The 26,955-nt window shown below is 38.9% G+C and carries 18 protein-coding genes; 4 read left to right on the forward strand and 14 right to left on the reverse strand.

Annotation, left to right across the window (positions count from 1 at the left end; translation table 11 throughout):
- Positions 1–7: 7 nt before the first annotated feature.
- On the reverse strand, positions 8–1,057 hold the full coding sequence (locus IPJ83_09300) for a hypothetical protein (GenBank protein ID MBK7880731.1): 1,050 nt from the start codon (positions 1,055–1,057) through the stop codon (positions 8–10).
- 739 nt (positions 1,058–1,796) lie between these two features.
- Between IPJ83_09300 and IPJ83_09305 the strand changes: the two genes are divergently transcribed.
- The 3 genes from IPJ83_09305 to IPJ83_09315 are packed head-to-tail and all read left to right on the forward strand — an operon-like array spanning position 1,797 to position 3,087.
- The gene (locus IPJ83_09305; protein ID MBK7880732.1) at positions 1,797–2,588 is read left to right on the forward strand and encodes an IS110 family transposase; all 792 of its coding nucleotides are present in this window, start codon (positions 1,797–1,799) and stop codon (positions 2,586–2,588) included.
- Between the two features lie 17 nt (positions 2,589–2,605).
- Positions 2,606–2,869, forward strand: coding sequence for an IS110 family transposase (locus IPJ83_09310; protein MBK7880733.1), 264 nt, complete (start codon positions 2,606–2,608; stop codon positions 2,867–2,869).
- The gene (locus IPJ83_09315) at positions 2,830–3,087 is read left to right on the forward strand and encodes a hypothetical protein (protein MBK7880734.1); all 258 of its coding nucleotides are present in this window, start codon (positions 2,830–2,832) and stop codon (positions 3,085–3,087) included. Before IPJ83_09310 ends, IPJ83_09315 begins: the two co-directional genes overlap by 40 nt.
- A gap of 258 nt (positions 3,088–3,345) precedes the next feature.
- Here IPJ83_09315 and IPJ83_09320 read toward each other — a convergent pair whose 3' ends face one another.
- From IPJ83_09320 to IPJ83_09365, 10 genes are all read right to left on the reverse strand, one after another.
- Positions 3,346–4,155 (reverse strand): ABC transporter permease, encoded by an 810-nt coding sequence (locus IPJ83_09320; protein ID MBK7880735.1) that lies wholly within the window; start codon positions 4,153–4,155, stop codon positions 3,346–3,348.
- Positions 4,156–4,195: 40 nt separating this feature from the next.
- On the reverse strand, positions 4,196–5,098 hold the full coding sequence (locus tag IPJ83_09325; protein MBK7880736.1) for an ABC transporter ATP-binding protein: 903 nt from the start codon (positions 5,096–5,098) through the stop codon (positions 4,196–4,198).
- Positions 5,099–7,981 (reverse strand): glycosyl hydrolase, encoded by a 2,883-nt coding sequence (locus tag IPJ83_09330; GenBank protein ID MBK7880737.1) that lies wholly within the window; start codon positions 7,979–7,981, stop codon positions 5,099–5,101.
- Between the two features lie 82 nt (positions 7,982–8,063).
- On the reverse strand, positions 8,064–8,384 hold the full coding sequence (locus IPJ83_09335) for a hypothetical protein (protein MBK7880738.1): 321 nt from the start codon (positions 8,382–8,384) through the stop codon (positions 8,064–8,066).
- A 202-nt stretch (positions 8,385–8,586) separates the two neighbouring features.
- A complete protein-coding gene (locus IPJ83_09340) occupies positions 8,587–10,212 on the reverse strand; it encodes an acyl-CoA carboxylase subunit beta (protein MBK7880739.1) in 1,626 nt (541 codons plus the stop codon).
- Between the two features lie 270 nt (positions 10,213–10,482).
- The gene (locus IPJ83_09345; protein ID MBK7880740.1) at positions 10,483–11,142 is read right to left on the reverse strand and encodes a hypothetical protein; all 660 of its coding nucleotides are present in this window, start codon (positions 11,140–11,142) and stop codon (positions 10,483–10,485) included.
- A 232-nt stretch (positions 11,143–11,374) separates the two neighbouring features.
- Positions 11,375–12,817 carry a trypsin-like peptidase domain-containing protein gene (locus IPJ83_09350; GenBank protein ID MBK7880741.1) on the reverse strand — a complete coding sequence of 481 codons (1,443 nt, stop codon included), beginning with the start codon at positions 12,815–12,817 and terminating at the stop codon, positions 11,375–11,377.
- Between the two features lie 109 nt (positions 12,818–12,926).
- Complete coding sequence (locus tag IPJ83_09355; GenBank protein MBK7880742.1) at positions 12,927–17,039, reverse strand: gliding motility-associated C-terminal domain-containing protein; 4,113 nt, start codon at positions 17,037–17,039, stop codon at positions 12,927–12,929.
- 205 nt (positions 17,040–17,244) lie between these two features.
- Positions 17,245–18,510 (reverse strand): alpha-hydroxy-acid oxidizing protein, encoded by a 1,266-nt coding sequence (locus IPJ83_09360; protein ID MBK7880743.1) that lies wholly within the window; start codon positions 18,508–18,510, stop codon positions 17,245–17,247.
- A gap of 1 nt (position 18,511) precedes the next feature.
- The gene (locus tag IPJ83_09365) at positions 18,512–19,798 is read right to left on the reverse strand and encodes a tyrosine--tRNA ligase (GenBank protein MBK7880744.1); all 1,287 of its coding nucleotides are present in this window, start codon (positions 19,796–19,798) and stop codon (positions 18,512–18,514) included.
- Between the two features lie 118 nt (positions 19,799–19,916).
- Here IPJ83_09365 and IPJ83_09370 point away from each other — a divergent pair, with 118 nt between their 5' ends.
- Entirely contained in the window at positions 19,917–21,167 is a 1,251-nt protein-coding gene (locus IPJ83_09370) for an ABC transporter permease (protein MBK7880745.1), read from the forward strand.
- 842 nt (positions 21,168–22,009) lie between these two features.
- Here IPJ83_09370 and IPJ83_09375 read toward each other — a convergent pair.
- The 3 genes from IPJ83_09375 to IPJ83_09385 all read right to left on the reverse strand — a co-directional run bounded on the left by IPJ83_09375 (position 22,010) and on the right by IPJ83_09385 (position 26,951).
- Positions 22,010–22,489 carry a hypothetical protein gene (locus IPJ83_09375; protein MBK7880746.1) on the reverse strand — a complete coding sequence of 160 codons (480 nt, stop codon included), beginning with the start codon at positions 22,487–22,489 and terminating at the stop codon, positions 22,010–22,012.
- 286 nt (positions 22,490–22,775) lie between these two features.
- Positions 22,776–25,100, reverse strand: coding sequence for a beta-glucosidase BglX (gene bglX, locus IPJ83_09380; GenBank protein MBK7880747.1), 2,325 nt, complete (start codon positions 25,098–25,100; stop codon positions 22,776–22,778).
- A gap of 111 nt (positions 25,101–25,211) precedes the next feature.
- Positions 25,212–26,951 (reverse strand): family 43 glycosylhydrolase, encoded by a 1,740-nt coding sequence (locus IPJ83_09385; protein MBK7880748.1) that lies wholly within the window; start codon positions 26,949–26,951, stop codon positions 25,212–25,214.
- Positions 26,952–26,955 lie beyond the last annotated feature (4 nt).

Raw genomic sequence — 26,955 nt, forward strand, 5'->3', positions numbered from 1 at the left:
TGAGAACTTAATTAATTGTTGAGGAATCGTTTTTAAATTTCCAGCCCTTTTCATTTTTTAAAATCTGCACTAAGTTTTTGGTGTAAACCAATGCATCCTCCGGAGTGAGGTGTGACCATTCCGGACAAATGAAATGTGCAATGGGAGGATAATCAGCAAAATGGATTCCTTGACATTTGGTGGTACTCAATAATTTTTCCCAATATTCTTGTCTTGGATAATTTTTATACTCATTTTCCAACATGATTCCGCTAGACGGTGTACGAATAAATATTACCTGTCCACCTCTGGACATTATTTGCGACACATTTTCCCTGACCTGATTTAAGATAGAGTCAAGTTTGGGTCCTTTAACAGGTGGGTCTTTGCTGATCTTTTTTACAAAGGTCCACACATCTCTCACTTGCTGATGCAGGTGGGTGTCCTGTACAAAACCTGGGGTCATGTAATTTTGTCGATCGAAAGTTACCCGTTCAAATCCAAAAGGAAATTCCGGAAAAACAAAAACACCCGGTCTGTTGGGTAACTTGATTTTATCTATTAATGCATTAAGTGAAAAGTTGTCTTTATCGAGAAAAACAAATTGGGATTCCAATAGGTGGTTGACATGAAAACTAAATGCCTGTGCCGGAGTTCTATCCTTTCGCCACTTTAAATTTTCAGAGGGCTTATCATGATTTCTTGGGGACATGGAAAAAAATAAAGGTTCCGTTACATCGATTACGACCTTGCCGGAAAATTGCTTGTCGTTGGCTAAATCCTGAAGGATGAGCAATGGCGAACTTCCTACACAGGATAATTGAATCAAATTTTCTCCGGTAAGTGATTTCCAGGCATTGATGTCAACATCATACTTATTTCGGGACGAACCAACAAACACCGTGGCATCCTGCTGCATGCTTATAGCACGATCCCTCTTATCAGCCCAAAGACTTTCTTCATCGTCGTATGATAGGTCTATCCCTTGCTGCCGCAAATACAATTCCCAACCAATAATGGTACAGGAAACTAGGGCCATGGTCAAGAGAAAAGCTTTTAAAAGTGGGTTTGGAAACATGAAGGCTTAATTAACTTGAAATGTAAATTTGAAATAACGCTTCAAATGTATATATTTCTTTCAGTTAATTTTCAACCACGATTTATAAATGTTGGATACATTGTAAAATCGAGTAACTGTATTTAGGGCATTGGCCGTCGAATAAAATAGTCAGGTAAATTTTATGGGGGTTAAGTAGATATTAAATATCTAAAATAGTCAGATTATACAGATTCTGATACCTCATCAAATAGTTATCGTATGAGAAATTTAGTTCGGCCTTTTTCATTTTAGCTAAAACTGAATTAAAAGGCGTTAAGAACAAAATACTGTTTGAGCTCGCTTGCAGATGAGCAAATACATTTATGACATTAAGGCCTAGAGCTATTATAGCTGCTTATGGCGAGTTTATTTTGTTTAGCTTTTTAAATCAGTTTTAGCGTTAAGAAATGAAAACAGCCTTGATTTTTTTTGGTTCTTTTTTGTATCAAGTTTATAACAGCGGCTCCGCTCTCAATCCTTTAAAGTAACTTGCGAGATGTAAAGCAGTGTTTACAAAAACCGTTTTTTGTTATGGTGCTCGCAGCCCCTTATCAAGTTTGGTAGTGTTCTTTGAATGACAATCCATTTTGGTGGTTCGCCTTTGGCGAAACCCCGTTTAAGAGCTTATACGATAATTACTCAGAACCTTAACACTGCTTTCGTTTTATTCACTTTAAAATTTTAAGAAAATGAAAGAAAAAAAACAAAAGCATTTCCGATTATTTATCCTAACGCGGCAGGTATAGATATATCAAGCAAAGAACATTATGTAGCAGTTAATCCTGAATCCACTGAAAAACCAATAAGAGCCTTTGGCGCCTTTACTGAAGACTTACACGCCCTAGTTGTGTTTTTAAAAGAATGCAAAGTAGATACAGTTGCTATGGAGGCTACCGGTATTTACTGGGTAAGTTTATTTTTAGTATTAGAAGATGCGGGTTTTGATGTTGTATTAGTTACAGCTAAACATGTAAAAAATGTAAGAGGAAAGAAAACAGATGTTAGCGATGCTGATTGGATACGTCAATTACACAGTTGCGGATTATTATCTGCAAGTTTTCAACCCGATAAGTTTACTCGTAAATTAAGAGCATATATGCGTCATCGAAAAAATTTAATTGAAATGTCAGCTACACATATTCGCATGATGCATAAAGCTTTAGAACAAATGAATATTAAAATACAACATGTTATTGCGGATATTACAGGTAAATCTGGACAAGAGATCATAAAATCCATCATAGCTGGTGAACGAAACGCAGAGATATTAGCATCTTGTTGCGATAGTAGAATTAGAGCTCATAAAAAAGAGGGTATTATAAAATCCTTAACGGGGGTTTGGAAAGAAGAACACGTTTTTGAACTAGAGCAAAGTTATTCAATATATCAATTCTATCATGCTAAGCTAAAGGAATGCGATGCTAAAATAGAAGAGCATCTTCGTGAAAAATCCGGAGTAGATACATTTGTGGAGCCCCAAAAAAAGAAAAGAGTAATAAAAATAATTTGAATTTTAACGGAAAGGAAATGTTGTACGAACTAACGGGGACGGATTTAGCAGAAATTTTTGGGATTACGGAAACAAATGCTATAGAAATTATAAGCGAAGTCGGATTAGATATGAGTAAATGGCCAACGGTAAAACACTTTACATCATGGTTAAACTTAGCCCCGAATAATAAAATATCAGGAGGGAAGGTATTAAGTAGCCGGATTCCAAAAAGAAAAACCACGCAGGTCAAATATTTAGAATGGCGGCGTTTGCCATACAGCGTAGCAAAAATTGGTTAGCGATGTTTTATAATCGTATAAAAGCAAAAAATGGGGCGCCAAAAGCAATTGTTGCGACTGCAAGAAAAATTGCGGCTATTTTTTATAAAATGATAAAAGAAAGGGTTAAATTTAACCCAATACCAATCGAAAAATATATGGATGGGTTTAAAGAAAATCAAATTAAGAAGTTAAAACGACAAGCTAAAAACCTTGGTTTACAGATAGTTGAAATGTAGTTACTTAAGAGACAAAAAAGAACAAGGATAATCAGATGGAATTTAGTACAACTTTAGTGAATAACTAGGTCCTCAAAACAGCTTTTTCTCCAAATTATTGGCTTGGCCAGAATAAAATTTGTACTAGATTACCATCCGCAACTACGATATTTCAACCAGGTTACTTTTTAGACATCTAAATATAAACCAATAGAACTTTAATGAAATAGAGCAATTTTGATATTATTTCAAGTGATGCTGTTGGTTGGCAATTTGCTACTATAGATCTCGTTTATTGATTAGATAATACATGCCCCAAATAAAAACAAAAATATACCCAATGCTCAAGGGTATTGAAATATGATCCGGCACAAGGGCCATGGCTCCACCGGCAGTCTTAAACTGTTCCGGCATCATTCTGTAAAAGGGCAGGGGGGTGAGATCTTCAAAAACATTCATGGGAAAATAAATATGCGCAGACTTATGTATGTATTTTTGTACCAGAACCCATCTAATGAATGGTTCCAACATCATGATGTAAATCATGTAGGTGAAAAGTGCCAGGCCTGAACGTCGCAGTAAAAATCCCAACAGCAAACCAAAAACTCCGTATGAAATATTCATCAGGAAAAATTTCAGGATGATCAGTGGCTGATCAAATGCGAAATCCAGTTTGGTGTGTGGTTCATGGATGTAGCCGCAGGCAAGTACACATAGGACATAATACAGTGTAGCACCTACACACATCATGAGTATGAAGAGCAATTTTGCTGACACAAACTGATTCCGTTGGAGACCGTTGATGATGGATTGCCGCAGTGTTTTGAAACTGTACTCAGCAGTCACCGTATACACTGCAAAAAATCCAAACATAAAGAAAGCAAGCCAGGATCCTGCATAGGCAAAGAAATCCCAGTTGGTTGGAAACTCAAAGAAGATAAAATTTCCCGGCAATACAGGCGGCATAGGGTTTACACTTTTGCCGATCATCATAGTGCCTGGCAACATTACAAGATAACTGATACAAATCAGGATGAAAACAGTATTCTTACGATTTTTTAACCATTCCAGTTTTAACAGATATTCCATTTTTAATTTGCTTTATGATGTTTTGGATAAAACTGAAATTTTAGCTGTTGTGCTCTTTTACAATTTCCAGAAATTCATCTTCCAGCCTGGTCTTTTTAATGTTCAGGCTGCTGAGTAAAATTCCCTGTTCAAAGGCGTATTTATTAATCATGGAAGTTTTGATGTCCTGTTCGCAACTCAGTATTAAATGCTGACCGGCTATTTCCGCAGATTTTATTCCGGGCATGTGCAGCAGGATGGATTGCGCTTTTTCAAGTTCGTCACAGGAAATTTCAATGATCAAATTGGTATCCATCACAGAGCCAACAGTTCCCTGAGCCAGTAATTTTCCTTTGTTGAGTATAATGACATCGGAACAAATTTTTTCTACCTCATCCAAAATATGACTGGCCATAAAAATGGTTTTACCGGTCATGCTTATTTTAATGAGGATTTCACGGATCTCAGCGATGCCCTGTGGGTCAAGACCATTGGTGGGTTCATCAAAAATAACTACTTCAGGATCTCCCAGTAGTGCAGCCGCAATGGCAAGTCGTTGTCTCATTCCAAAGGAGTAAGTCTTGAAAGGAGAATTTCTTCGTTCGTAAAGATTCACGAGTTTCAAGGCAGAAGTATAATCAGGACTTTCAATTTGTTTGATGTGTGCAACTATTTCAAGATTGTCCATAGCATCCAGGTAGGGAAAAAAATTGGGCGTTTCCAGAGTGGCACCGATGTGTTTTCGGTATTCCTGTCCATATTTGTTTTTAAACCAATTGAATTGTCCCTGATCGGATTCTATGATGTCCAGTACAATTCCCAGGGTGGTAGATTTTCCACTACCATTGGGTCCCAGTAATCCATAAACCTTTCCTGGTCTAATTTCAATATCCAATCCTTTTAAGGCTTTAATTTTTCCGTAGGATTTGGTGAGGTTCTCAATATGTAGTAAACTATCCTCCATTTATTTTATTTTAAAATTTGTCTCTTCTGTTATACCTGCTTTGCTCACTTTAATTTTGTAAGTAGCTTTTGGTAAGTAATTTTTCTTGTCATCTGTCTCCGGGAAATGATATTCCTTGTATTCTTTTTTATATTCTTTTAGAAACGATGCAGCGGATGCTGCATCAATGTTCCCTTCAATTCCTAATGAATTTATTCCAATGTTGAGCTTGACTTTATTTTTATGAAGGAGTGTATTTTGATAGAACAATTGTAATTCTGCTTCCCCTGTTGATTTTGAATATACAGAGAGTGGTATCAGGAGACTATCGATTGGGCTGTACACATTTTGCTTTTTTCCCCATTCATTATTATATTTTATATCCTTTGTTTCAAACACTAAAATTTCTTTCTGTAAATTACTATCCACCAATTGTTGGACATTGCTAATGTCTGCAATAAATATCGAGCGTCCGTGTGTCCCAATGATCAACTCCTTTGCTTTTGGATGGACTTTAAGATCATGGATAGGAACAAATGGAATCTGATCACTCAATAAGGAAAAATTAATTCCATTGTCCAATGAATAATAAACACCATGATCGCTACCCACAAAAAGCAAATTTGGATTCTCAGGATCTTCACATATAACATTTAGTGGCTCAGATGGAAGATTAAGTCCTATGCGTTTCCAATCCACACCAAAATTCTCAGATACATAAAGTAAGGATGAAAAATCATCGTTGCGGTAATTGTTTAGACACAGATAAACTCTTTGTTTGACGTGTACGGAGGCAAGAATTTTGGACACGTATTTATCTTGTGGAATTCCATCATTTATTTTATTCCAATTATCCCCTCCATCTTTACTCACATAAACTTCACCATCGTCACTGCCGGTATACAATAAACCAAATTTTAATTTGGATTCCGAGATGGTGGTGAGTGTACCAAAAGGGACATCGCCTGTTGTAATTCCTTTGGTGAGGTCAGGGGAGACGATTTCAAATTTTCTACCTTGATTCATAGAGCGGTGAAGAAAATTTGATCCCATATAAAAAATATCACTGTTATGGGAGGACAAAAGAATTGGTGTCTGCCAGTTCCACCGATAGGGCTTTTCACCAAGTTTGTGTTTAGGTGTAATTCGGGTATTTGTGCCCAAATTTTTGTCTATTCTGAAATAATTACCAAATTGAAAACCCGTGTAAATTATTTTACTATCAGTAGGATCTACTTCTGTTTGCATACCGTCACCACCGAGGATTACTTCATGTGGATACTTTCCATAAAGTTGCCAACTGTTGGACATTTGATATTGCGATGGACTTTTCCAAACCCCATTATCCTGTGCGCCACCATAAACATGATAATCTTCTTCCAGGTCAAAATTTATCGAATAGAATTGTCCTACTGGAGGGTGGGTGCATCGCAACCAATTTTTTCCACCATCATAAGTAATGTTTATTCCACCATCATTTCCATTGATCATGTGAAAAGGATTGGCGGGATTTATCCAGAGTGCATGGTGGTCCACATGCTGATTATCATTCTCAATCGATTGAAAAGTTTTTCCACCATCCGCAGAACTGATCAAAGGATAACCTAGTAAAATAACTTGTTGGGGATTTTTTGGATTTAATCTTACCTGACCAAAATAATATCCATAAGTAAAATAAATTCCATCCAGGAATCCTTCATGGGTCTTGTGCCAGGTTTTCCCTCCATCCACAGACGAATATAATTCACCACCTTTTATTGGTGTTTCAAACAATCGCGAATTACCATCTTCCAGATATTCAGCAAGATGAGCAGGAAGTATTTTGTCCTGACGGATCATTTTTTTTACTGAGCCTGCAGTGTATTCTGCATCAAAATTTTTATCCCTCAGAAAAATTTCCAATGAATCATCTTTGATCTTTAGAAATTCATCTTTGGACATTTTTTTAAAATCATCCTTATGTAAACCGGTTCTTTTTTTAGCCTCCACAGGTCTTCGTTCATGATTGTCCAATAAAGCATACATCAGCTCCAGTGAACCCGCATGATAAATACTTAAACCTATTCTTCCCACAAATTCTCCCTTAGGAAATCCGGATAAAGAGTCCGTAAGTAATTTCCAATGTTGTCCATAATCTATGGTTTTATAAATGCCGGAACCCGACCCGGATTCGTTCAGGTTCCAGGCTCTTCTGGTGCGTGTCCAACTCGCTGCATATAACACAGAAGCATTCATAGGGTCCATAACCATGTCGACGATGCCTGTGCTGTCGTTAATGTAAAGATTTTTCTGCCAAGTCTTTCCACCATCCGAACTGCAATACACCCCGCGCTCGCGATTTTCCGAATAGAGATGACCAAGTGCAGCCACATACACTCTGTTGGTATCTCCGGGGTCTAAAATAATTTTGCCAATATGTTGCGTTTCCTCCAGGCCCAGATGCGTCCAGCTTTTACCCAAATCCCATGATTTGTAGACTCCGCATCCAGAATAAGATGAACGACTGGAATTGTTTTCACCAGTGCCCAGATAAATTATTTTTCTGGCCCAATCAATAGCCAGGTCCCCAATTGTCATTACTGCTTCGTGGTCAAAGAGGGGATTGAAGCTTGCGCCATTGTTGTCAGTATGCCATAGTCCACCTGATGCAAAAGCCACATAGAACTCTTCCGGACGATTTGGATTTCCTTCAATATCGACCACTCTGCCACCAAAAACGGTAGGTCCAATGTTGCGAATGGGTATTGCGTGGGCAAGGGAAGATTTGGAGATTTTTTGACGATGCTCAAGAGCCTTTAGTCTGGGATGAAGATCAGGGACTTGTGCGTTTACAATGTGAAAGCACAAAATCAGACTCAGAAAATTGAGCCACTTTTTAACAAAGCGATGGACTATACTTAACATGCAGCAACGAATTTAAAGTCGGGGAAGAATTATAAAATATTTTTTCGACAAGGTATCAAAAAGCCTCTATTAAAGTGTGCTTTTACCTGAATGATCTAAATCTATCTGCACCATATTCCAGCTGATTGCTGTAATCCAGACTACCCAGTCTGAAGCTTAACTTGACATTGGTGCGGGTAAAAAATTGATGTTCCAGCCTACAGAAGAAAGGCATGGTGTTTTTCTGTAGCACACAACTCGCAGGTGTAAGAGCTAAAAAAAAGTGGTCCGAAGAAAAGGAGGAAGAATTTAAAAAAGGTTTTTTATTTGATGGAAACTTCAGAGAACTTTGGAATTGGGCATTTGCATGATCTGCTTGGCATAAAAGCAATAAAATTACCAGGATTCCAAGTGGCGTTTTCATTGTCCGGTATTATTGCACATCCAATTGACCAAACTTCCGCCAAGAAAAAGCCACGCAAGTCCTTTCAGAAGAAAAAACAGGAAACCTGCTAGTCCGAATTTTTTTAACATCGACTTGTATTTCTCATTCATCGATAAACAATTGTCGATAACTAATGAATATCATAGGTTTTTGTTCATGACAAACTTAAAATTAAATCCAATCAGGTCTGGATCACGCCTACGTTATATTTCTCCACCGGAGCATGGTCGGCAGCCTCAATGCCCATAGCAATCCATTCACGGGTTTTTCTGGGATCGATGATGGCATCCACCCATAAACGGGCAGCAGCATAATAAGCAGTAGTTTGTTTTTCGTATCGTTTACTGGTGGTTTCAAAAAGTTTTTTCTCTTCTTCCGCATCAGGAGGATGGCCTTTACTCTTTAAAGCAGACACCTGAATTTGCGTAAGTACCTTGGCTGCTTGTCCGCCACCCATAACTGCGATTTTGGCACTAGGCCAGGCAACAATGAGTCTTGGGTCGTAGGCTTTTCCACACATGGCATAATTGCCGGCTCCATAAGAATTTCCTATGATTACTGTAAATTTTGGTACTGTACTGTTGGAAACGGCATTCACCATTTTAGCGCCATCCTTTATGATGCCGCCATGCTCTGATCGGGTGCCTACCATGAACCCGGTAACATCCTGAACGAATACCAACGGAATTCTTTTTTGGTTGCAATTCATGACAAATCTGGCTGCTTTGTCCGCAGAGTCAGAATAAATCACACCTCCCATTTGCATCTCTCCTTTTCCGGATTTGAATACTTGTCGGTCGTTAGCTACGATACCTACCGCCCAACCATTTATCCTTGCATACGCACAAATGATCGTCTTGCCGTAATGTTCTTTGTATTCTGTCAGTTCAGAACCGTCTACGATGCATTCTAGCACCTTACGCATGTCATATGGCTTTAGACCACCTACAGGATAGTATCCTAAGATTTCCGTTGGGTCCTTTACAGGGGCAATCGCCTCTTTGCGGTCAAATCCGGTTCTGGGAAAATGCCCCATCTTGTCCACCAATTTTTTGATGGTGTCGAGACATTCGGTATCGTCCTTCATTTTATAATCTGTCACGCCGGATATTTCGTTGTGCGTTTTAGCACCACCGAGGGTTTCATTATCTGTTTCCTCCCCTATAGCCGCCTTTACCAAATATGGCCCGGCCAAAAATATTGACCCGGTATTTTCCACGATCAGGCATTCATCAGACATGATGGGTAAGTAAGCTCCGCCAGCGACACAACTGCCCATTACTGCAGCAATCTGTGGTATGCCTCTACTGGAGATTATAGCATTGTTCCTAAAGATCCGACCGAAATGCTCCTTATCCGGGAAGATTTCGTCCTGCATGGGAAGATAGACCCCCGCGCTGTCCACCAGATATATCAGCGGTAGACGGTTTTCCATGGCTATCTCCTGAGCCCGAAGGTTTTTTTTGCCAGTTATGGGAAACCATGCCCCGGCTTTCACCGAAGCATCGTTGGCGATAATCACACACAATCTCTTTTGCACATATCCTAGGACTACAATTACCCCGCCTGCGGGACAACCACCATGCTCTTCATACATCTCATATCCGGTAAAGGCACCGATCTCAAGGACTTCAGTTTCTTTATCCACTAAGTAAGCGATTCGCTCTCGTGCCGTCATCTTACCCTGAGCACGCTGTGCCTCCAGTTTTTTCACTCCGCCGCCGAGGTATATTTTCTCCAGATCTTTGTTCATCCTGGAGATGCTCATCTTCATTTCGTCTTCGTTGATATAGAAATTTGGATCCATGTTTTTTGATATTTAAAGCAAATGCCCGTAGGATTTCTTTCAGGGACAAAGGTATTAAATAAGGGTGTATATTTTTTGAGATCAAATTCTTCATTTAGTAAGATAAACCATTGCGCAATTTTTTAAAAACAACGCAGCTTTTCTATTTAGTATATGCGCAGCAAGAGAGTGGCTTGATCAATTTTTATATTTTATAAATTGAAAAAGCAATAGCATGCATTTCTAAGAAAAATAGAAATTCGTTTGCAAGATTATCAAAGAAATGTTGGATTAATTTTTTTTATCAAACAGCATAAAACGACCGCCGAATCCGATTTGAAGGAGGTCGATCCAGGTGGACGCAGAGCGATTACCAAGACTGTAGTAGCCAATATCTAAACCAAATTTATTCCGTTTGCCTACCAAAAAACCGGTATTGAATCCAAGATAATTAATACCATACCCCGAGCCTACATAGGAACTGAATTGGTAAATGTATCTTGGGCTCAAATACAAGGCAATTTTTTCTGATGGGTGATAGGAAAAATATGCAGGTAACTGAAGATTCCACAACGCAAGAAATCCTATGGAACCTACTTCTCCACCTAATGAAAAAGCAATCGGCGAATCTTTGCCTCCATACAATTGATATTTTACACCGGCACTAATATTGGCAGAAGTATTAAACCTAAAATTAATGTCAAGATCCTCCAAAACACCATATCTCCCGCCTACTTCAACGTTAGGCCAAAAAATATTTTCAAGATCATCCCAATCCCCATCGTCTGTGTTTGCAAGTTTTGGACTTCTGGAAAAATTGAGCGAACTGCTGAGCTCTATCTTTTCTTTTCCAAGGGTTCTTCCATCCTGAAAACCAGTTACAGAGGCACAACTAGTCCACAGAATCAGGATACTGATGAATCCAAGCAGGTGTAATTGAATTTTTGTCATGTCTTAAAGTATTGTGTTATCGAATTTATTGATCTTAGAGGATAAAGTTTGGCTTAGGTTAAAAGTGTCTCCCATGTTTTAAATAATTTATAACACATTCAGGAGATGGACAAAAGTATAAACTTTTAAAAAATAACGACCGTGAGCTAGTCTATTTGGTAGTGACTTTTCACTTAAATTCATTCAGACTTTTTTCGAAACGGAGGAGAAGTAAATTTTGTTTTGATGGTGTTTATTCTTTATAAAAACTATACGGATAGCGACCTTTATAATTTTGATAAAAACCATCGAAACTTACTTTAGAAGAAGAACCGTTGATCAAATCTACAAGATCATCTACAGATTGAATTTTCTTTCCATTCACCGAAGTGATGATATAACTTGGAGCCATGTTGGTTCCATAAATAATGCCATCTCTGTAAATGTTGAGCACCTTGACGCCATCTGTTTTAAGTTCGGTGATTTCTGCCTCACTCAGATCGCGTACTTCAAAACCCAGTTTTACCAATACAGGATCTCTACGGGTGGCTATGAGTTCTGTGGAATTGATTTGATTTTTAAGGATGGCTTTGGCCGTAAACATTGATTTATTTCGCCAGAAGGATAGAGATACTTCTGTACCCGGTCTGAATCTTCCTATGATTTCCTGGAGTTCGGAGACCGTGGCTACTTTATAACCATTGACTTCCAAAATGATGTCCTCCGCTCTGAGTCCGGCCTCTTCTGCCGCACCTGATTTAGTAGTATTGGAGATAAAAATACCTGCCACGCGGTCCAATCCATATTGTTTGGCTTTTGCATTATCCACATTCTCAATGGTCACACCAAGGAGTCCTCTTTGCACCACACCAAATTCCTGAAGATCTCCGATGACTTTTCTGACGAGATTGGATGGAATCGAAAATGAATAACCCTCATATCTTCCTGTATAGGTCATGATGGCTGTGTTGATGCCGATGAGTTCACCGGCAGTATTGACTAGAGCACCGCCCGAATTACCAGGATTTACGGCAGCATCAGTCTGAATAAACGACTCAATACGATATTGCTGATTGTTGAGGATGTTGATATTTCTGGCTTTAGCCGAAACAATACCGGCGGTAACGGTAGATTGCAATTTAAACGGATTTCCCACTGCCAAAACCCATTCGCCTATTGCTGTGGAATCTGAGTTGCCAAACAAGAGGTAGGGCAAACCTGCATCTTCAATCTTTATCAGGGCAATGTCAGTGGTAGGATCTGTTCCGATTACTGTAGCTTCATATTCTCGGTTGTCGTTCAGCAATACCTGAATTTTTTCAGCATGTTCGACCACGTGATTATTAGTTACGATGTAACCATCCGGAGAAATGATCACACCCGAACCGGTAGCAAGTCCTTTGTTGGTAATGCTCATGCGATCCCCATCTTCCTGAATGCTTTCGATAAAAACAACAGCAGGAGTACTGACTTTAGCCGCAGTAATGAAATCTGTCGGAACACTGGACAACAGATTGGTATGCAGTCTATCCGACTTGATCAGTTTTTCCAATTGACTTTGGTTAACCTTTTGAGATTTCCATTCCTTGAGCAGGGCATCATCTTGTCTGTGGTACATCAAGTGATGAACACCTAAAGTAAGGAAGGCAGTAACTGCCGCAGTACAAAGAATGAGAATTATTACTTGTCTGATCATAAATATGTTACATATATTATAAAATCAAGATATGATAAAGCAATAATCATGCCCGATTCACTTAACATACCTGGTTTTAAGACATATAACGCAAAAAATATAAATTTGGTTACCGGATAAGATTTAAGGTTGACTTAAGACTTACCTCCCTCATGGATCCGCAAAGGTCTAACCTTCCGGAAAAAACCACGATATAGGTCTCCACAGGAGCCTGATCCCCTTTGTAGGTACCGTCCCAGCTTTCCTTTGGGTCAGCAGATTCAAAAATGATATGCCCCCAACGGTTAAATATTTTCAAGGAATATCCATCCATTTCAAACTCCGTCTTTGGATCAAAAACAGGGCGGTAAGTATCATTTTCATTATCGCCATTTGGGGTAAATACGTTGGGAAGTTGAACCTTCTTTTCTGCCAGACTTTCATCCTGTTTTACATCGTAACGGATTAAAATGGAATCACAACCATTTTTATTGACGATCAGGACAGAATAAATGTCTGGAGCATCAATGGTAATTGTTGGGAGATCATTTATTTTAACATTTCCTCGCCGCCACTGATAGGATGCCTGATCCGGTGGAAATTTATTGGCAATCAAAGTATCCCTGATGTCTATCGTCGTGTCTTTGCAGATTAAAAATTCCTCCATTCCATTATTCAGAAAAGTTGGTAATCCTTGAAGTTCGGGAACACCTACCACAGTGTCGAGGAAGCAATTGTACCGGTCATAAATTCTTATCATATAAGGTGCCGGTGGAAGCGGACTGAAAAAGGATGTGGTATCCCTTGCACTGCCTTCTATACTGAAGGTAACCGGTTTATCCCCTTGTTTAATAAAAACCCTTATACTGCCTGTAGGGTCTGAAGGACAGGAAGCTTTAACTTCGATTTTATCTACGACAATGGTGGTGTAGGGTTTTACGATAACCTTGCCACTGGTAAAGCAACCATTCTTTTGATAAGTCAGATAGCGGTACTCTCCTTCAAAAAGAAAACTCACTGAACGTCCAAGATCCGATGAAGGAACCCTTCTGTTAAATACATCCGCCCAAACGATAGAATCAAATGGACTAAAGTCAGTCACTGAAAAATTGAATACCCTGTTGTTGCAACTGAAGTATGCTGTGTCCGGTGCATTTATGTTATAGCGCATGGTATCGATAGTAACCACCATGGTGTCTGCAGTATTGCATTCCGGATTAGGCGTTGTAATAAATCCATTGTATACACCCGGAGTTCTGATGATCTGTCTTACATTACGTTCATTGCTTGCATTGATGTTTGGACCTGTCCAAACAAAAGAATAGGCGGTCTTCATGTTAAGCAGTTGTGCAGTGATGTCCAAAGTATCTTTTCTGCAATTCAATATTCTGTCCGGGCCAAGAATCGGGACAGGTTTTACAAACAATTTATTTACCAAAACAGAATCTTCTGCAACACAACCTGTACGCAGATCTTTTACTTTAAGGATATAAACGCCATCGATGGATACCGTCGGTTTTTTATTATTTTCATTCGATGCATTGATACCCGGACCACGCCAGGTGAAACTGGAAACAGAGTCCGCCAATGCATAGCTTCCGTCCAGCGTAACGGTTGTAAAATCACAAGTGATGTTTTTGTTTAAGCCTGCATTTACCAAAGGTCTGCCGCCATTGTTGAATACTTCAATCGAGTCAAAAGCTTCACAATTGTACACCGTATCCCGGATCAAAACATAATACTTTCCTTCCAGATCCGTCGTGATGGATTTTTTATTTCTATTGTCATTATTAACACCAGGACCAGACCAGAAATATTTTAGGTTTTTCCCCGTGGATTTACCGGCATCAATGAGGACCGTATCGTGGTCACAATCTAAATCCGACGATTTGATTAAACTCAATTTTGGCAAACTGTCCGGAAGGCTAATGATGACTTCATCGGTATCCTGACAATGTGAAACATTATTGGTGACAATGATTTGATATTTACCTGGCAACTTGACAAAAGGAGATCTTGAATTCTTATTCAGAGAATCGATTCCGGGTCCAGTCCAAACCAAATCAATTACGGTACCGACTGAGGTTGTTCTTCCACCTAAAGTGAGACCTAAAGAATCACAGGGAATCACTCTGTCAAGCCCGGCATCTGCTACCGGATATAAGATATTTTGAGTAACCACAACAGTGTCCAGGGAGAAGCAATCGTTGAGAATGTTTGTTATTTTTATTACATAGCTACCCGGTAAATCCACCACCGGATTGATCTGAAATTTTTTTAACGGTGTGATGCTTGGTCCGGACCATTCAAAATTAAATCCTACCCCGGTCTGAGAGGAATCGCCATTCAATTGGACAGAGGTATTGAGGCAATCCAGAATTTTATCATTTCCTGCCTTTGCAATTGGCGCCATCCGATCATCCAATACTTCCATGGTATCTCTTCCAAGACAACCACTCAGTGAATCAAAAACAGTAAAAACATAGGTGCCCGGAAAAGAAATTACCGGATTTAAAATGGTTTTGTTCAGAAAAGTAATACCTGGACCTTCCCAATAAAAACTGCGCTTGTCCGCGGTGTCTGGTCGGGCGGGATCCAATGTGATGCTGTTCATACTGCAGGTCAACTTTTGGTCTAATCCCAATCTGGGGTCAGGAGCATTGAAGACTTGAATGGTTATAGATGTATCGGTTCTACAGCCCTCTGGTGATATGATGGTTGCGGAATATTTTTTGGTTACATTGGGACAAACAACCAGATCTCTTGTGGTGTCTTGCTGATTCCATACCACTACATAAACAGAATCAACGGTCAGACTCAACTCAGTACATTCTCCTCTGCAAAGAATATTTCTTGCAGCCGTGATGTTGAGGACAGGTGCCGGAATTTCTCTTAGGTTCAGAGTGTCTGAAGCAAAACAATTAAAAGAATCACTTACGGTTAAGATAGCCTGTCCTGCACGTTGATAACTGGTCGCATGATCCGTAATACCGTTGTTCCACTGGTAGGTTTTAAATCCCAGACCGCCGTCCAAATCTGTAATGTCGCCCTGACAGAAATAGTCTTTTCCCTGAATTTTAACTTTAACAGGTGGCGCAAATACCATTTTAATTTCAGGACAGGTATAAGTTGGGGCAAGTGGCAGGATGATGTCCCCCGAATAAGTTGTGGTGCCATTGCAGGAACAATTGTCTTCACTGATTTCCCGATAAACATAAACATCTATGGTGTCATAAGTCCATTCCTCCCTCCATTGGAAGTTTATTCTTTCACGGGTCTGCAAATCAATCGGATCGCCATTGCCATTCACACTCAATAACTCAAATGAAATTTTTTCAGTGCCATAATATTTTGAGTCCGGAGTGATGTTCAGATAAAATTCTTTTTGATTTAAGGTGATCAAATTTGAATTCCCTAATCGGATAAACGTATTGCCATTTTTGTAATACCAGTTTCCACCGGTGTGCACCGGAATTAAAGTTCTTACCGTATCTATGGTGAAAGTGTCTTTACAGAAACTATTGTCTACAAAACATTTTTCCAGTTTGCATTTTTGATTCATGTCGTCCACAAGAGCTTGGGTAATCAAACTTAGAAAAGCATTAAATCTGTTGCTGGTCACCTTGCCATTGGCATCCAGTGTTAGAAATGCTTGTTGGTTGGTAGACCAGTTTAGTTTGGAAGTGTCCCTGGTTATTTTGACATCCTGATTTATATTTTGTACAGTACAATTACTTGAGTCCACTCCGCTCAGAGTTTGTCTGACTTCAAATAATTCACATCTGCCGGTCATGTTGATTTTCCAGATTGGCGATGGTGCAATTAACCCATTTAATATACGAATGTTACCACATGAATCATCCGGACTGGGGTGGCAGGCCATGTTTGGATATTGAAGACTAATGTTGTATTCTACTTCCTGTAATTTGAAAGATCGGTTTTCAAACTTCAGGTCTACAGTATCCGTGGATATACACGGGGGAAAATCTACATGATACACGAATTGATATGCTCCGCAACCGGTTACTGTTACCCTGGAAGTGCCTGGAAAAATGCTGTCCATTTTGACAAGCTGACCAGCTTGATTACATAATGCAGTCCAATAACCTCCGGCTGGCGCCCCAAAAAGGTCATAGGTATATCCACAAACAACACTATCCCTGCCTGCGTCGGCACAAATCTGGGCCTGTGCAGAAAATTGGAGCAAACCAAGTAGAAGAAAAATGGAAATTACTGACTTCATAAGAGTTTTAAGACTTTGAGATGCAAATTGTACCATGAATATTATGCCAAATCGTTTCTGGATTCTGAACTTTAACAATTGAATTTTGCTGACCCTCTCAATATCAATATATTATAAAAAATGTTTATGCTAATCAACAAAGACCAAATATAGTAAAATCGTGAATATGAATTACAGATTTCGAAATAACATGGAAGGACTTTAACTAATTGTCTCTTAAAAAATCAATATTTATTTCTTTGAGACTTTTGCTGCCGACCAGACTCATCGTGATTTCAAATTCTGCCAGAATGTTCTGACAATATTCCAGGACACCTGCTTTCCCATGTAGTGCCAGTGCATACACATAAGGCCGGCCTAGAAGAACGGCTTTTGCGCCCAGTGCCATAGCTATAAAAATATCTGTTCCGGTACGAATCCCACTGTCCAGTAATAAAGGATATTCCATTGGGACAGTTTTCTTAATTTCTTTCAATGCGTCCAATGAAGAAATAACCTGATCTATTTGTCTGCCGCCATGGTTGGAAATAATCAGGCCATCTATTCCTGAGTCTATTGCCATTCTTGCGTCTTCCGGATGAAGAATACCTTTGAGTAGGATGGGTAATTTAGTAATAGAGCGCAACCAACGGATGTCCTCCCAATTGAGATTGGGTCTGGAGTAAATATCGATAAAAGTTCTTACCGCTTTTATGGGGTCTTTGGTTTTCCAATTTCTAAAATAGGGTTCCGGATAATGGGTCATCAGCCGGTGGGCCAGAATTATTTTGGTCAGATTAAAGGGCGTCCCTGTATTTGCGGTTACATCTGCCTTCTGCATGAGTTTTTTAAACACCGGATCTGAGGTGTATTGCGCAATGCCCAATCCACGAATGAATGGAAGATAGGCTTGATTCAAGTCCCTTTGTCGCCATCCTAAAGTGGTGGTATCTAAAGTCAATACAAGTGCTTTACATCCGCAATTCTCTGCGCGGGATACGAAGCTTTCTACCAGTTCATTGGATTTGCTGAAATAAAGCTGGAACCAATAATTATTGCCTGCGAGTAGGGAAGCACAGGATTCCATAGAATAAGATGCCTGGTTAGAAAAAATCATTGGAATTCCACTGGCTGAAGCTGCGGCGGCCAATTCAAGATCTCCCTTTGGATGAGCCAAGCCCAACACACCAATTGGCGCAAAAAGTAAAGGAGATTCAAGCTTTCTTCCAAATAGTTCGGAGCTCAGATCAGGCAGGATTCCACCATGCGCCATTCGGGGAATGATGGTGTATTTTGAAAAAGCCTCTGCATTATTTTTTATCCCTTTTTCCGATCCTGCTCCTGTTGCGATGTAACCAAAAGCTTTTGGGTTTAGTTTTTTTTCAGCAAGTTGTTCCAGGGTTCTGAAGTCCACAGGAATTAAAGGTTTTATACCTTCAGTACCTTTAACATAAATGTCTTTTTGTCTCGATGCACCGGATAAGAAATTCATTCTAGATGCAGTCAATGATGAATTTATTTTTTTTACCGTTTTCGATCATCAGGAATTTATCCTTCAGCAATTGATGTTTCTGGACCATCGTTTCCGGATCTGTAATTTTTTCTTTATTTAAATTCAAAGCATTGTTTTGGATAGCTCTTCTTGCTTCACTCTTAGAGGAGAAAACGGGGCATGATTCAGTAAGCAGATTAACAATGTTTATGCCTCCATTCAAAGATTCCCGATTCAATTCAAATTTTGGAATTTCCCGACTTACATCATTCAATTCTTCTGTCGTCATGGATTGTAAAAATTCAGCATTACTTTCTCTTCCAAACAATAATTCGGATACACGGAGTACACGTTGAAAACTGTCATTTCCATGGATTCGGATGGTGATTTCTTCCGCAAGACTTTGTTTTAATATTCTCGGATCCTGGCTATTCTTGGATTCAAGATTTTCGATTTCTTCTTTGGTTTTAAAACTAAAATACCTAAGTAGTTTTGAAATGTCCGCATCATCAGAATTAAGCCAGAATTGATAAAACTTATAAGGGCTGGTCATGTTGGCATCGAGCCAAATATTGCCTTCTTCCGATTTGCCAAATTTTTTACCATCGGATTTGGTCAGTAAAGGAGTGGTTACCGCATAAGCCTTAGCGTCTTTGATGGTTTTGTGTATGTAATCTGTTCCAGCGGTGATGTTACCCCATTGATCGGAGCCACCCATTTGGAGCCGGCAATTATAGTCTTTATACAAGCAATGGTAGTCATACGCCTGGAGCAACTGGTAGGTAAATTCAGTATAGGAAATACCGGTTTCCAGGCGTCGTTTTACGGATTCCTTTGCGAGCATATAGTTTATGGTGGAATTCTTGCCTACTTTTCTCAGAAATTCCAAAACATTCATGTTTTTATAAAAATCATAATTGTTGACCATAATGGCTTTGTTTGGACCATCAGTAAAATTCAACATTTTCATAAACTGCTCTTTCTGAGTGGCAATGTTGCGATCCAGCTCATCCTCTGTCTTGAGTTCACGTTCTTTATCTTTGCCCGATGGGTCACCAATCCGGCCAGTGGCGCCACCCATGACAACAATAGGTTGATGCCCAGCTTGTTGGAAAAGACTTAACAACATAATCTGGACATAATTCCCAAGTCCGAGAGACGCAGCTGTTGGATCAAACCCAATATAAGCCGTAGCCATTCCTGAAGAGAGGTATTCTTCCAATCCCGGCGTGTGGTCCTGCAACATATTTCTCCATCGTAATTCCTCTAAAAAATCTTTCCTTTGCATATAATCTCTGCTAAACTTGTGTTAAGCAGCAAAGATACAACCTTGTTTTGATCGAAATCAGACTTATAGCCGACCGCCACATTCTGGCAATTGATGTAACTTTAATCCGGTTGCCTAGATGAATCTGAGCAGATTTTTAGCCACCAGGACCTACTCAGCTTTCAATCAATCTCTGATTCGAAACATCATCCGAATTGCCATGATCTCTACAGCATTAAGTCTGTCGGTGGTCATTGTATCATCATCTGTTTTTGAAGGTTTTCAAAAATTAATTGCACAAAAGGTATTTGGGTTCTGGGGGCACATCCACATCACGGATATGCAGGTTAACCGCAGCATTGAGCCGTATGCAATTAAACACAGCGACAGCATTAAGGCGCTTATAAAAAATGCTGATTTTAGTTCAGCTGATCTTTCTTCTGATGTCATCAGAAAACTTGAATCTTTTGTGGTACTGCCTGCTATAGTAGGTATAGATGCACAATATGACGGGTTATTTTTAAAGGGGATAGAAGCGGATTTTGATTGGGCATTTTTAGGTCAGTTTCTTAAATCCGGCAGGCTACCTGAATTATCAGATAGTTTGTTTTCCAGAGATATTCTGATATCTGAGCAAACAGCGCTCAAGTTGTCCCTAAAACCGGATCAAAGCATCCTCGCAAATTTTGTCATAGACGGAAAGCAAATCAAAAGAAAGCTGAAAGTCTGTGGAACCTATCGCACCGGATTAGAGGAATATGATCGAAAATTTGCATTGGTAGACATTCGGATGCTGCAACAGGTATTGCAATGGTCACCGGATGAAGTTACTGCCATTGAGGTTTTTGCGCAAGACATTCAAGAAGTTTCAGCATTGAATATGTTTCTTTATGAAGAAATTTTACCTTCAAATCTGTATTCAGAAACTATTCGGGAAAAATTTCCAAATATTTTTGAGTGGCTTTCTTTGCAAGATATCAACAAGCGTTTCATCATTGGCCTGATTTTACTGGTCTGCATCATCAACATGTCCACTACTTTATTGATTTTAATTTTGGAGCGAACCCACATGATTGGATTGCTAAGTGCATTAGGGATGAGAAGCTGGGACCAACGCAAAGTTTTTGTGCGTTATGGCATTAAGATTCTCACGAAGGGAATGCTTTTTGGTAATATTATAGGTATTGGACTTTGTCTGATCCAATGGAAATGGAAGTTGATCAAGCTCAGTGAAGCAGATTACTATCTCGATCATGCTCCGGTTAGCCTGAATCCATGGACTTGGCTGGTTGTAAATCTAATATTCTTTGTAGTCATTAGTGCAAGCTTACTGATTCCATCGTATTTGGTAGCCAAAATAAAACCTGTCAATGCACTAAAATTCAGGTAAAAGAGAAATGTATTTTTTTTACTATTTCTGAGCAAAATTAAAGCTCAAGGATCTCAAAATGTAGAAATAGAAACTATCTAGATTTGGGTTTATAAGTGCAACCTGATTCAAAAAATTTCTAAGTTGTAAAAATTCATTTTGGAATATAAATGAATATGACATTATTGGTTATGGAATTTATCTAATGAGCTGTGTTAATATTAAATGGGTCAAGTAAAAAGTTTGGGGAGAAACCAGTTTTGCGGAACCGTTATTCACTAAAGTTGTCTTAAATTCCATCCTATTATCATTGTTCTTTATTGTCTTGAAAAACCCATTCTATGCATTAGAATTTCTATTCCAAGTCAAAGAATTTCAGTTTCCGTGGTTTCGTTAAATACAAGTATTTCCTCATGCCGCTTTCGCGGTTCCTTCCCTTGAAGCACTGTCGTGCTTCATTCCGCACTGTGGAAATCGGTCAGTCACCTTAAGCAGAAATAATAGCGCTAGGCCTTACTGTCACAAATATATTAGCTGAACTTCAAGCGAGCTCAAACAGTATTTTGTGCTTAACGCTTTTTAAATCAGTTTTAGCTAAAATGAAAAAGGCCGATCTGAATTTCTCAATCGATAAATATAGGATGAGGTACCGGAATCTATTTAATCCAACTTTTAAGATGCTTAATTTCTACTTAATCCCAACTCTTATAATTTACCTAACACTATTAATTTAAGTGCGTAGAGGGGAGAGCGATAAATAAATGCTTTTACAATTATGAGAAGTATTATTTAAATTGAAGATAAGCACCTGCAATTTAAAATCCATGACGGAAAATAATATGCAGATGCTTGGAATATTTATTCTATTTTTTTCTTAAGCTGGTAATCATTCTTACTGCTTCATTTTCGGCAACTTCATCATTGTCCGCAAAAGTGATAACAGCAAAAAAGTTTGTTGCAGATTCCGGATCAATAAAACCCAGAGTAACTATTCTTTGTCCATCTTTATAACCCTCAACATAGGATCCCTTAAGTCCATTCATTTCAATGACATCCACATCGTCCAATTGCTCCATATTCAAAGATTTTGCAATGGCAAGGGTATAAGAAATCATATCCGTTTGTTCTACTGAATTATCGTTAAATGGAAAAATGCCAAAATCCATTCCATCTCCCTTGGCGGTAAATTCATCTGCTGTGTTGGTTACCACTTTGAAATCTTCTGCAAGGGTGAAAATAATATTATGATGTGTCCACTCAAAATCCCAATCCTGCTGGGCATTCAAGGAAGAGAGGGTCAGACTACTGACCAATACAAGGATTAAATTCAAGATTTTTTTCATTTTAATAAGTTGATAAGTTGACTAAAATTAAATTTATTTACAATGCTTTAAAAAGCTAATTCAGTCCGAAGGTAATACTATTTTTACATAAATTTGGGACCATAAGTCGGGAATTCTAATTTGGCATTTCAAAATTGTAAAGCCTCCATTTTTACGCTAAAACATTGAATTAAAGACCTTAAGATCCATTAAGTACAAAGTACAAATTTTGTGATAGTCCATTCACATGGATACCGTAACGTTTTAATTCGGTTGAGTAAAATTCAACAGGTGATTTGTGATAAATTTAATCATTTCTAAAGCTAAAATTTGCTTCACGACATAAATCAGAATTTGTACCAATGAATACTTTAAAATCACCTGGTTCGGCAACATATTCAAGCTTGGCATTAAAAAACTTCAGGTCTTGTTCTGTTAAAGTAAAACTTACTTCCTTGGATTCTCCTTTCTTAAGCAATATTTTTTCAAAACCCTTTAGTTCCTTAATAGGTCTGGTCACTGAGGCTTCAAGATCTCTCAGGTAGAGCTGAACTATTTCTTCGCCATCGAAATCTCCGGAATTGGTAATTTTGCAGGATACTATTAAGCTATTTGATTTGGTCATAATTTTTTGATTTAAAATAAGTTCACCATATTCGAACTTTGTATAACTGAGACCAAACCCAAAAGGAAAAAGTGGAAAATTGGATGCATCCAAATAGTGCGATCTAAATTTTTCAAATTCGATTTTAGTCGCTGGTCTGCCCGTATTTTTGTGATTGTAATAAACGGGAATCTGCCCAACACTGCGGGGAAAGCTCACGGTTAATTTTCCAGAAGGATTATACGCACCAAACAAAACATCCGAAATGGCATTTCCAGCCTCAGTTCCTGGGTGCCAACTCAATAGGATTGCATCTGCTAAATCATGCTCTTCATTCAGTATCAGAGGTCGGCCACTCATCAGAACAAGAATTAAAGGTTTTCCGGTTTTTTTTAATGCACGAATCAATTTTTTTTGACTTTCCGGGAGCTCGAGATTTGTTCTGCTCGAAGATTCCCCACTCATTTCCGATGCTTCACCAATTATGGCCACAATCTTTTCAGAGAAAGCAGCAACTTTAAGTGCTTCTTCAATCATTTGATCAGAACTTTTCTGATCTATATCTATGCGGGTTCCAAAAACGTTTACATTTTTTGCCAATATGGTATCATCCGATATATTAGCCCCTTTGGCATAAACAATATTATCTGCAGAGCTTGCATTTTGTTTCATTCCTTCATAAACTGTTATGGATTGTTGAGGATCTCCTGAGACAGCCCATGTTCCTAACATATTATTCTTATTGTCGGCTAATGGTCCAATCAACGCAATTTTATCTTTTTTATCCAAGGGCAATAAATGGTTTAGATTCTTCAAAAGCACACAGGATCTTGCAGCGAGGTCTCTTGCAAATTTTCGGTTTTCGACAGTCATAATTTCCATAGCGGCACGATGTTCATCAATGTAACGAAATGGATCATCAAAGAGTCCTAAAGCATATTTTGCTTCTAAAATTCTTTTGCATGCCAGATCAATTTGCTGTTTGCTTATTTTTTTTTCATGGAGTAAACTTTTGAGATGCTTCAAAAATCCTTCTCCAACCATATCCATATCCAGTCCTGCGTTGATGGCTTGTTCCGTTACTTTTTTTAAGTCTCCCAAACCATGATCCGACATTTCATTAAGGGCAGTATAGTCACTTACAACAAAACCATCAAACTTCCATTGATTGCGCAAAAGTTCAGTGAGTAACCATTTATTTCCTGTGGCCGGAATACCATCCACATCATTAAATGAGGTCATCACACTGGATGCGCCTGCATCAATCGCAGCTTTGTATGGTGGGAGATAATCAGAGTACATTCTGATTTTACTCATGTCTGTAGTATTGTAATCTCTGCCGGCCTCAGATGCACCGTACAATGCAAAATGTTTGACACAAGAAAGTATGGTGTTGTTTTTAGCGAGGTCATTACCCTGATAGCCTTTCACCATAGCCTTGGCTACCTGACTGCCATAAAAGGCATCTTCGCCTGCACCCTCTGCAATTCTTCCCCATCTTGGGTCCCTGCAAATGTCCACCATGGGTGAAAAAGTCCAATTGATTCCATTTGCGGAGGCCTCTTGTGCGGCAATTCTTGCACTTTTCTCAATCCATTTCATATCCCAGCAAGAGGCAATGCCAAGAGGAATAGGAAAGGTGGTCTGGTATCCATGTATCACATCTGATCCAAAAATTAATGGAATCCCCAATCTGGATTTTTTTACTGCAAGGTCCTGAGCCTTGCGAATTTTATCTGGACCGTGTATGCCAAAAAGAGCGCCAACGTTACCTTGAATAATTTTTTGTTCGACGTCTTTACTCACCACCGAACCGGTAGGAATTCCTGAGCCAGCTGTTAGTAGATTCAATTGTCCAATCTTTTCATCCAGTGTCATTTTTTTCATTAAGTTACTAATGAACTTTTCCTTTTTATGGGCATTTGATTGCGCATTTATGGTTAAAAGACCAATTAAGAAAAAGCAGATTAGGATTGGACGCTTTTCCAAATTAATCCATTTAAAAAGGGATAATAATTGTTGGAACATAAATTTGAATTGAAAGTATAATTACACAGTTTTATTTTGTCAGAAACTTAAATCAATGTAAAGTTCGTATGTGGAAAGATGTTGTGACCATTATTCAAAAGATTCCATGATTTATTCAGATTTAACCACTTCATGTTGCGGAGAAACACCAGCTTCATTTAACGCTTCAATACTGAAATAATATGTTTTTAGTGCATCGAGTGTTTTTAGCCAATATTCATTTTGGTCATGGACGAGGATGGAAGTATATTTTTTGTCCGGAGCAGTACCATAATGGATTTGATACGCATAAGAATTGTCTACCGGATTCCATTTAAGCCATGCTGAACGTTTATCCTTTTCTGTTCTCAAGACCATAAAATTTTTTACAGGTTCAGGTTTAGCAATTGCGGCATGTCCAAAAATTCGAAATCCGCTAAGGGCAAATTTGCCTGTAGGCATCTTTCGGTTTTCGAGTTTTACATAACGGTATTTTTTTGGATTGGATAATTGCAAGTAATCATGTGGTGTGTCTTTGCGATGATTTCTTTTATCCACCATGATCTCCCATTTATTCCCATCTACAGAACCGTAAAGGATGTATTGATGAAAAACACCGGATGATTTACCAAGAAAATCTACATCCTGATCGGCATAATTAATCTGTAAAGCAAATATCTCTGAAACAGATCCTAGGTCTGAAATGATCCATTCTCCGGGTTGATCGGTCATTGCACTCCAGTATGTTTTGATGTTTTCATCTACTGCGAAGTTAGGGTAGTGAGCCCCATAGGTACTAGATACCCGCACTGGTTTGTTGTAGTTGAGCAACATCCAGCCTGTGAATAAATCTGCTTGATTTTTATTTTCTTTTGTCGGTATATAATGCGGATAGTCACCGAATGCGGTATTGCAAAACATCACATCATCTTTGTCAAATCCTGCAGGCCACAATCCAATGCGTCGTTCAAAATTATTTTTGACAGAAATGGCTATGGTGGATGTATGCCAGTAATTGTCAAAGTTATCCTTAAATGTAGCGCCATGACCAGCACCGCGTGCAAAACCACCGGACTTCATACTCAATGGATCGGATTGGTTGCCGAACCAGCCTAATGGTTCATTTCCTACTGCCACGCCATCTGAGTAGCCGCTAAATTCAGTACCAGGAGCACCATATTGCAGATAATATTTTCCATGGTGTTTGGTCATGAAAGCACCTTCAATAAATGGGTCCAGAAAAGTATTGTCCTGATGCTCTCCAAATCTTTGCCAGCCATATCTCCACGACTCCAGGAAGTATAATTCTTTTCTTGTGCCAATGGGTTTAAAGGTTTTGCGATCCAGTTCGATGCCATACAATGGCCAACGATTGCTGCTACCATTGTACATATAGAATTTGCCGTCGTCATCTGTAAAAAATGCAGGATCCCATCCGCCAATTTCAAAACTGTCTACCAGAGGTTTCCATTCATTTTTTTTTGGATCAGTACTCATCCAAAGGGTAAAATTACTGGTATATGTTGATCCAAAAACAATCATTGTGTCCCCAATGATGCCCACACCTGGTGCACATAATTCATCGTAGGATGTATTCCATGGACGAAGAAATTTTCGGGCTATAAAATTCCATTCCGTCAGGTCATCGCTCCACCAATATCCCCATTGATTTGTGCTGAATAAAAAATAGCTGCCCTGATAATTTAATATCACAGGATCTGCAGTTGCGCGATGTTTTCCCCAATTGGTAAAATTTGGAATTGGCGTATACCCATAATCCAGATTTATTGGATTACAGTATGTTTTAACTTGAGCGTGATGATAGCTTACAAAAAAGAAGTAACACACTAGGAAAAAAATATATTTGATCATGCCA

It is taken from the genome of Candidatus Vicinibacter proximus (assembly GCA_016713905.1).
Taxonomy (GTDB): domain Bacteria; phylum Bacteroidota; class Bacteroidia; order Chitinophagales; family Saprospiraceae; genus Vicinibacter; species Vicinibacter proximus.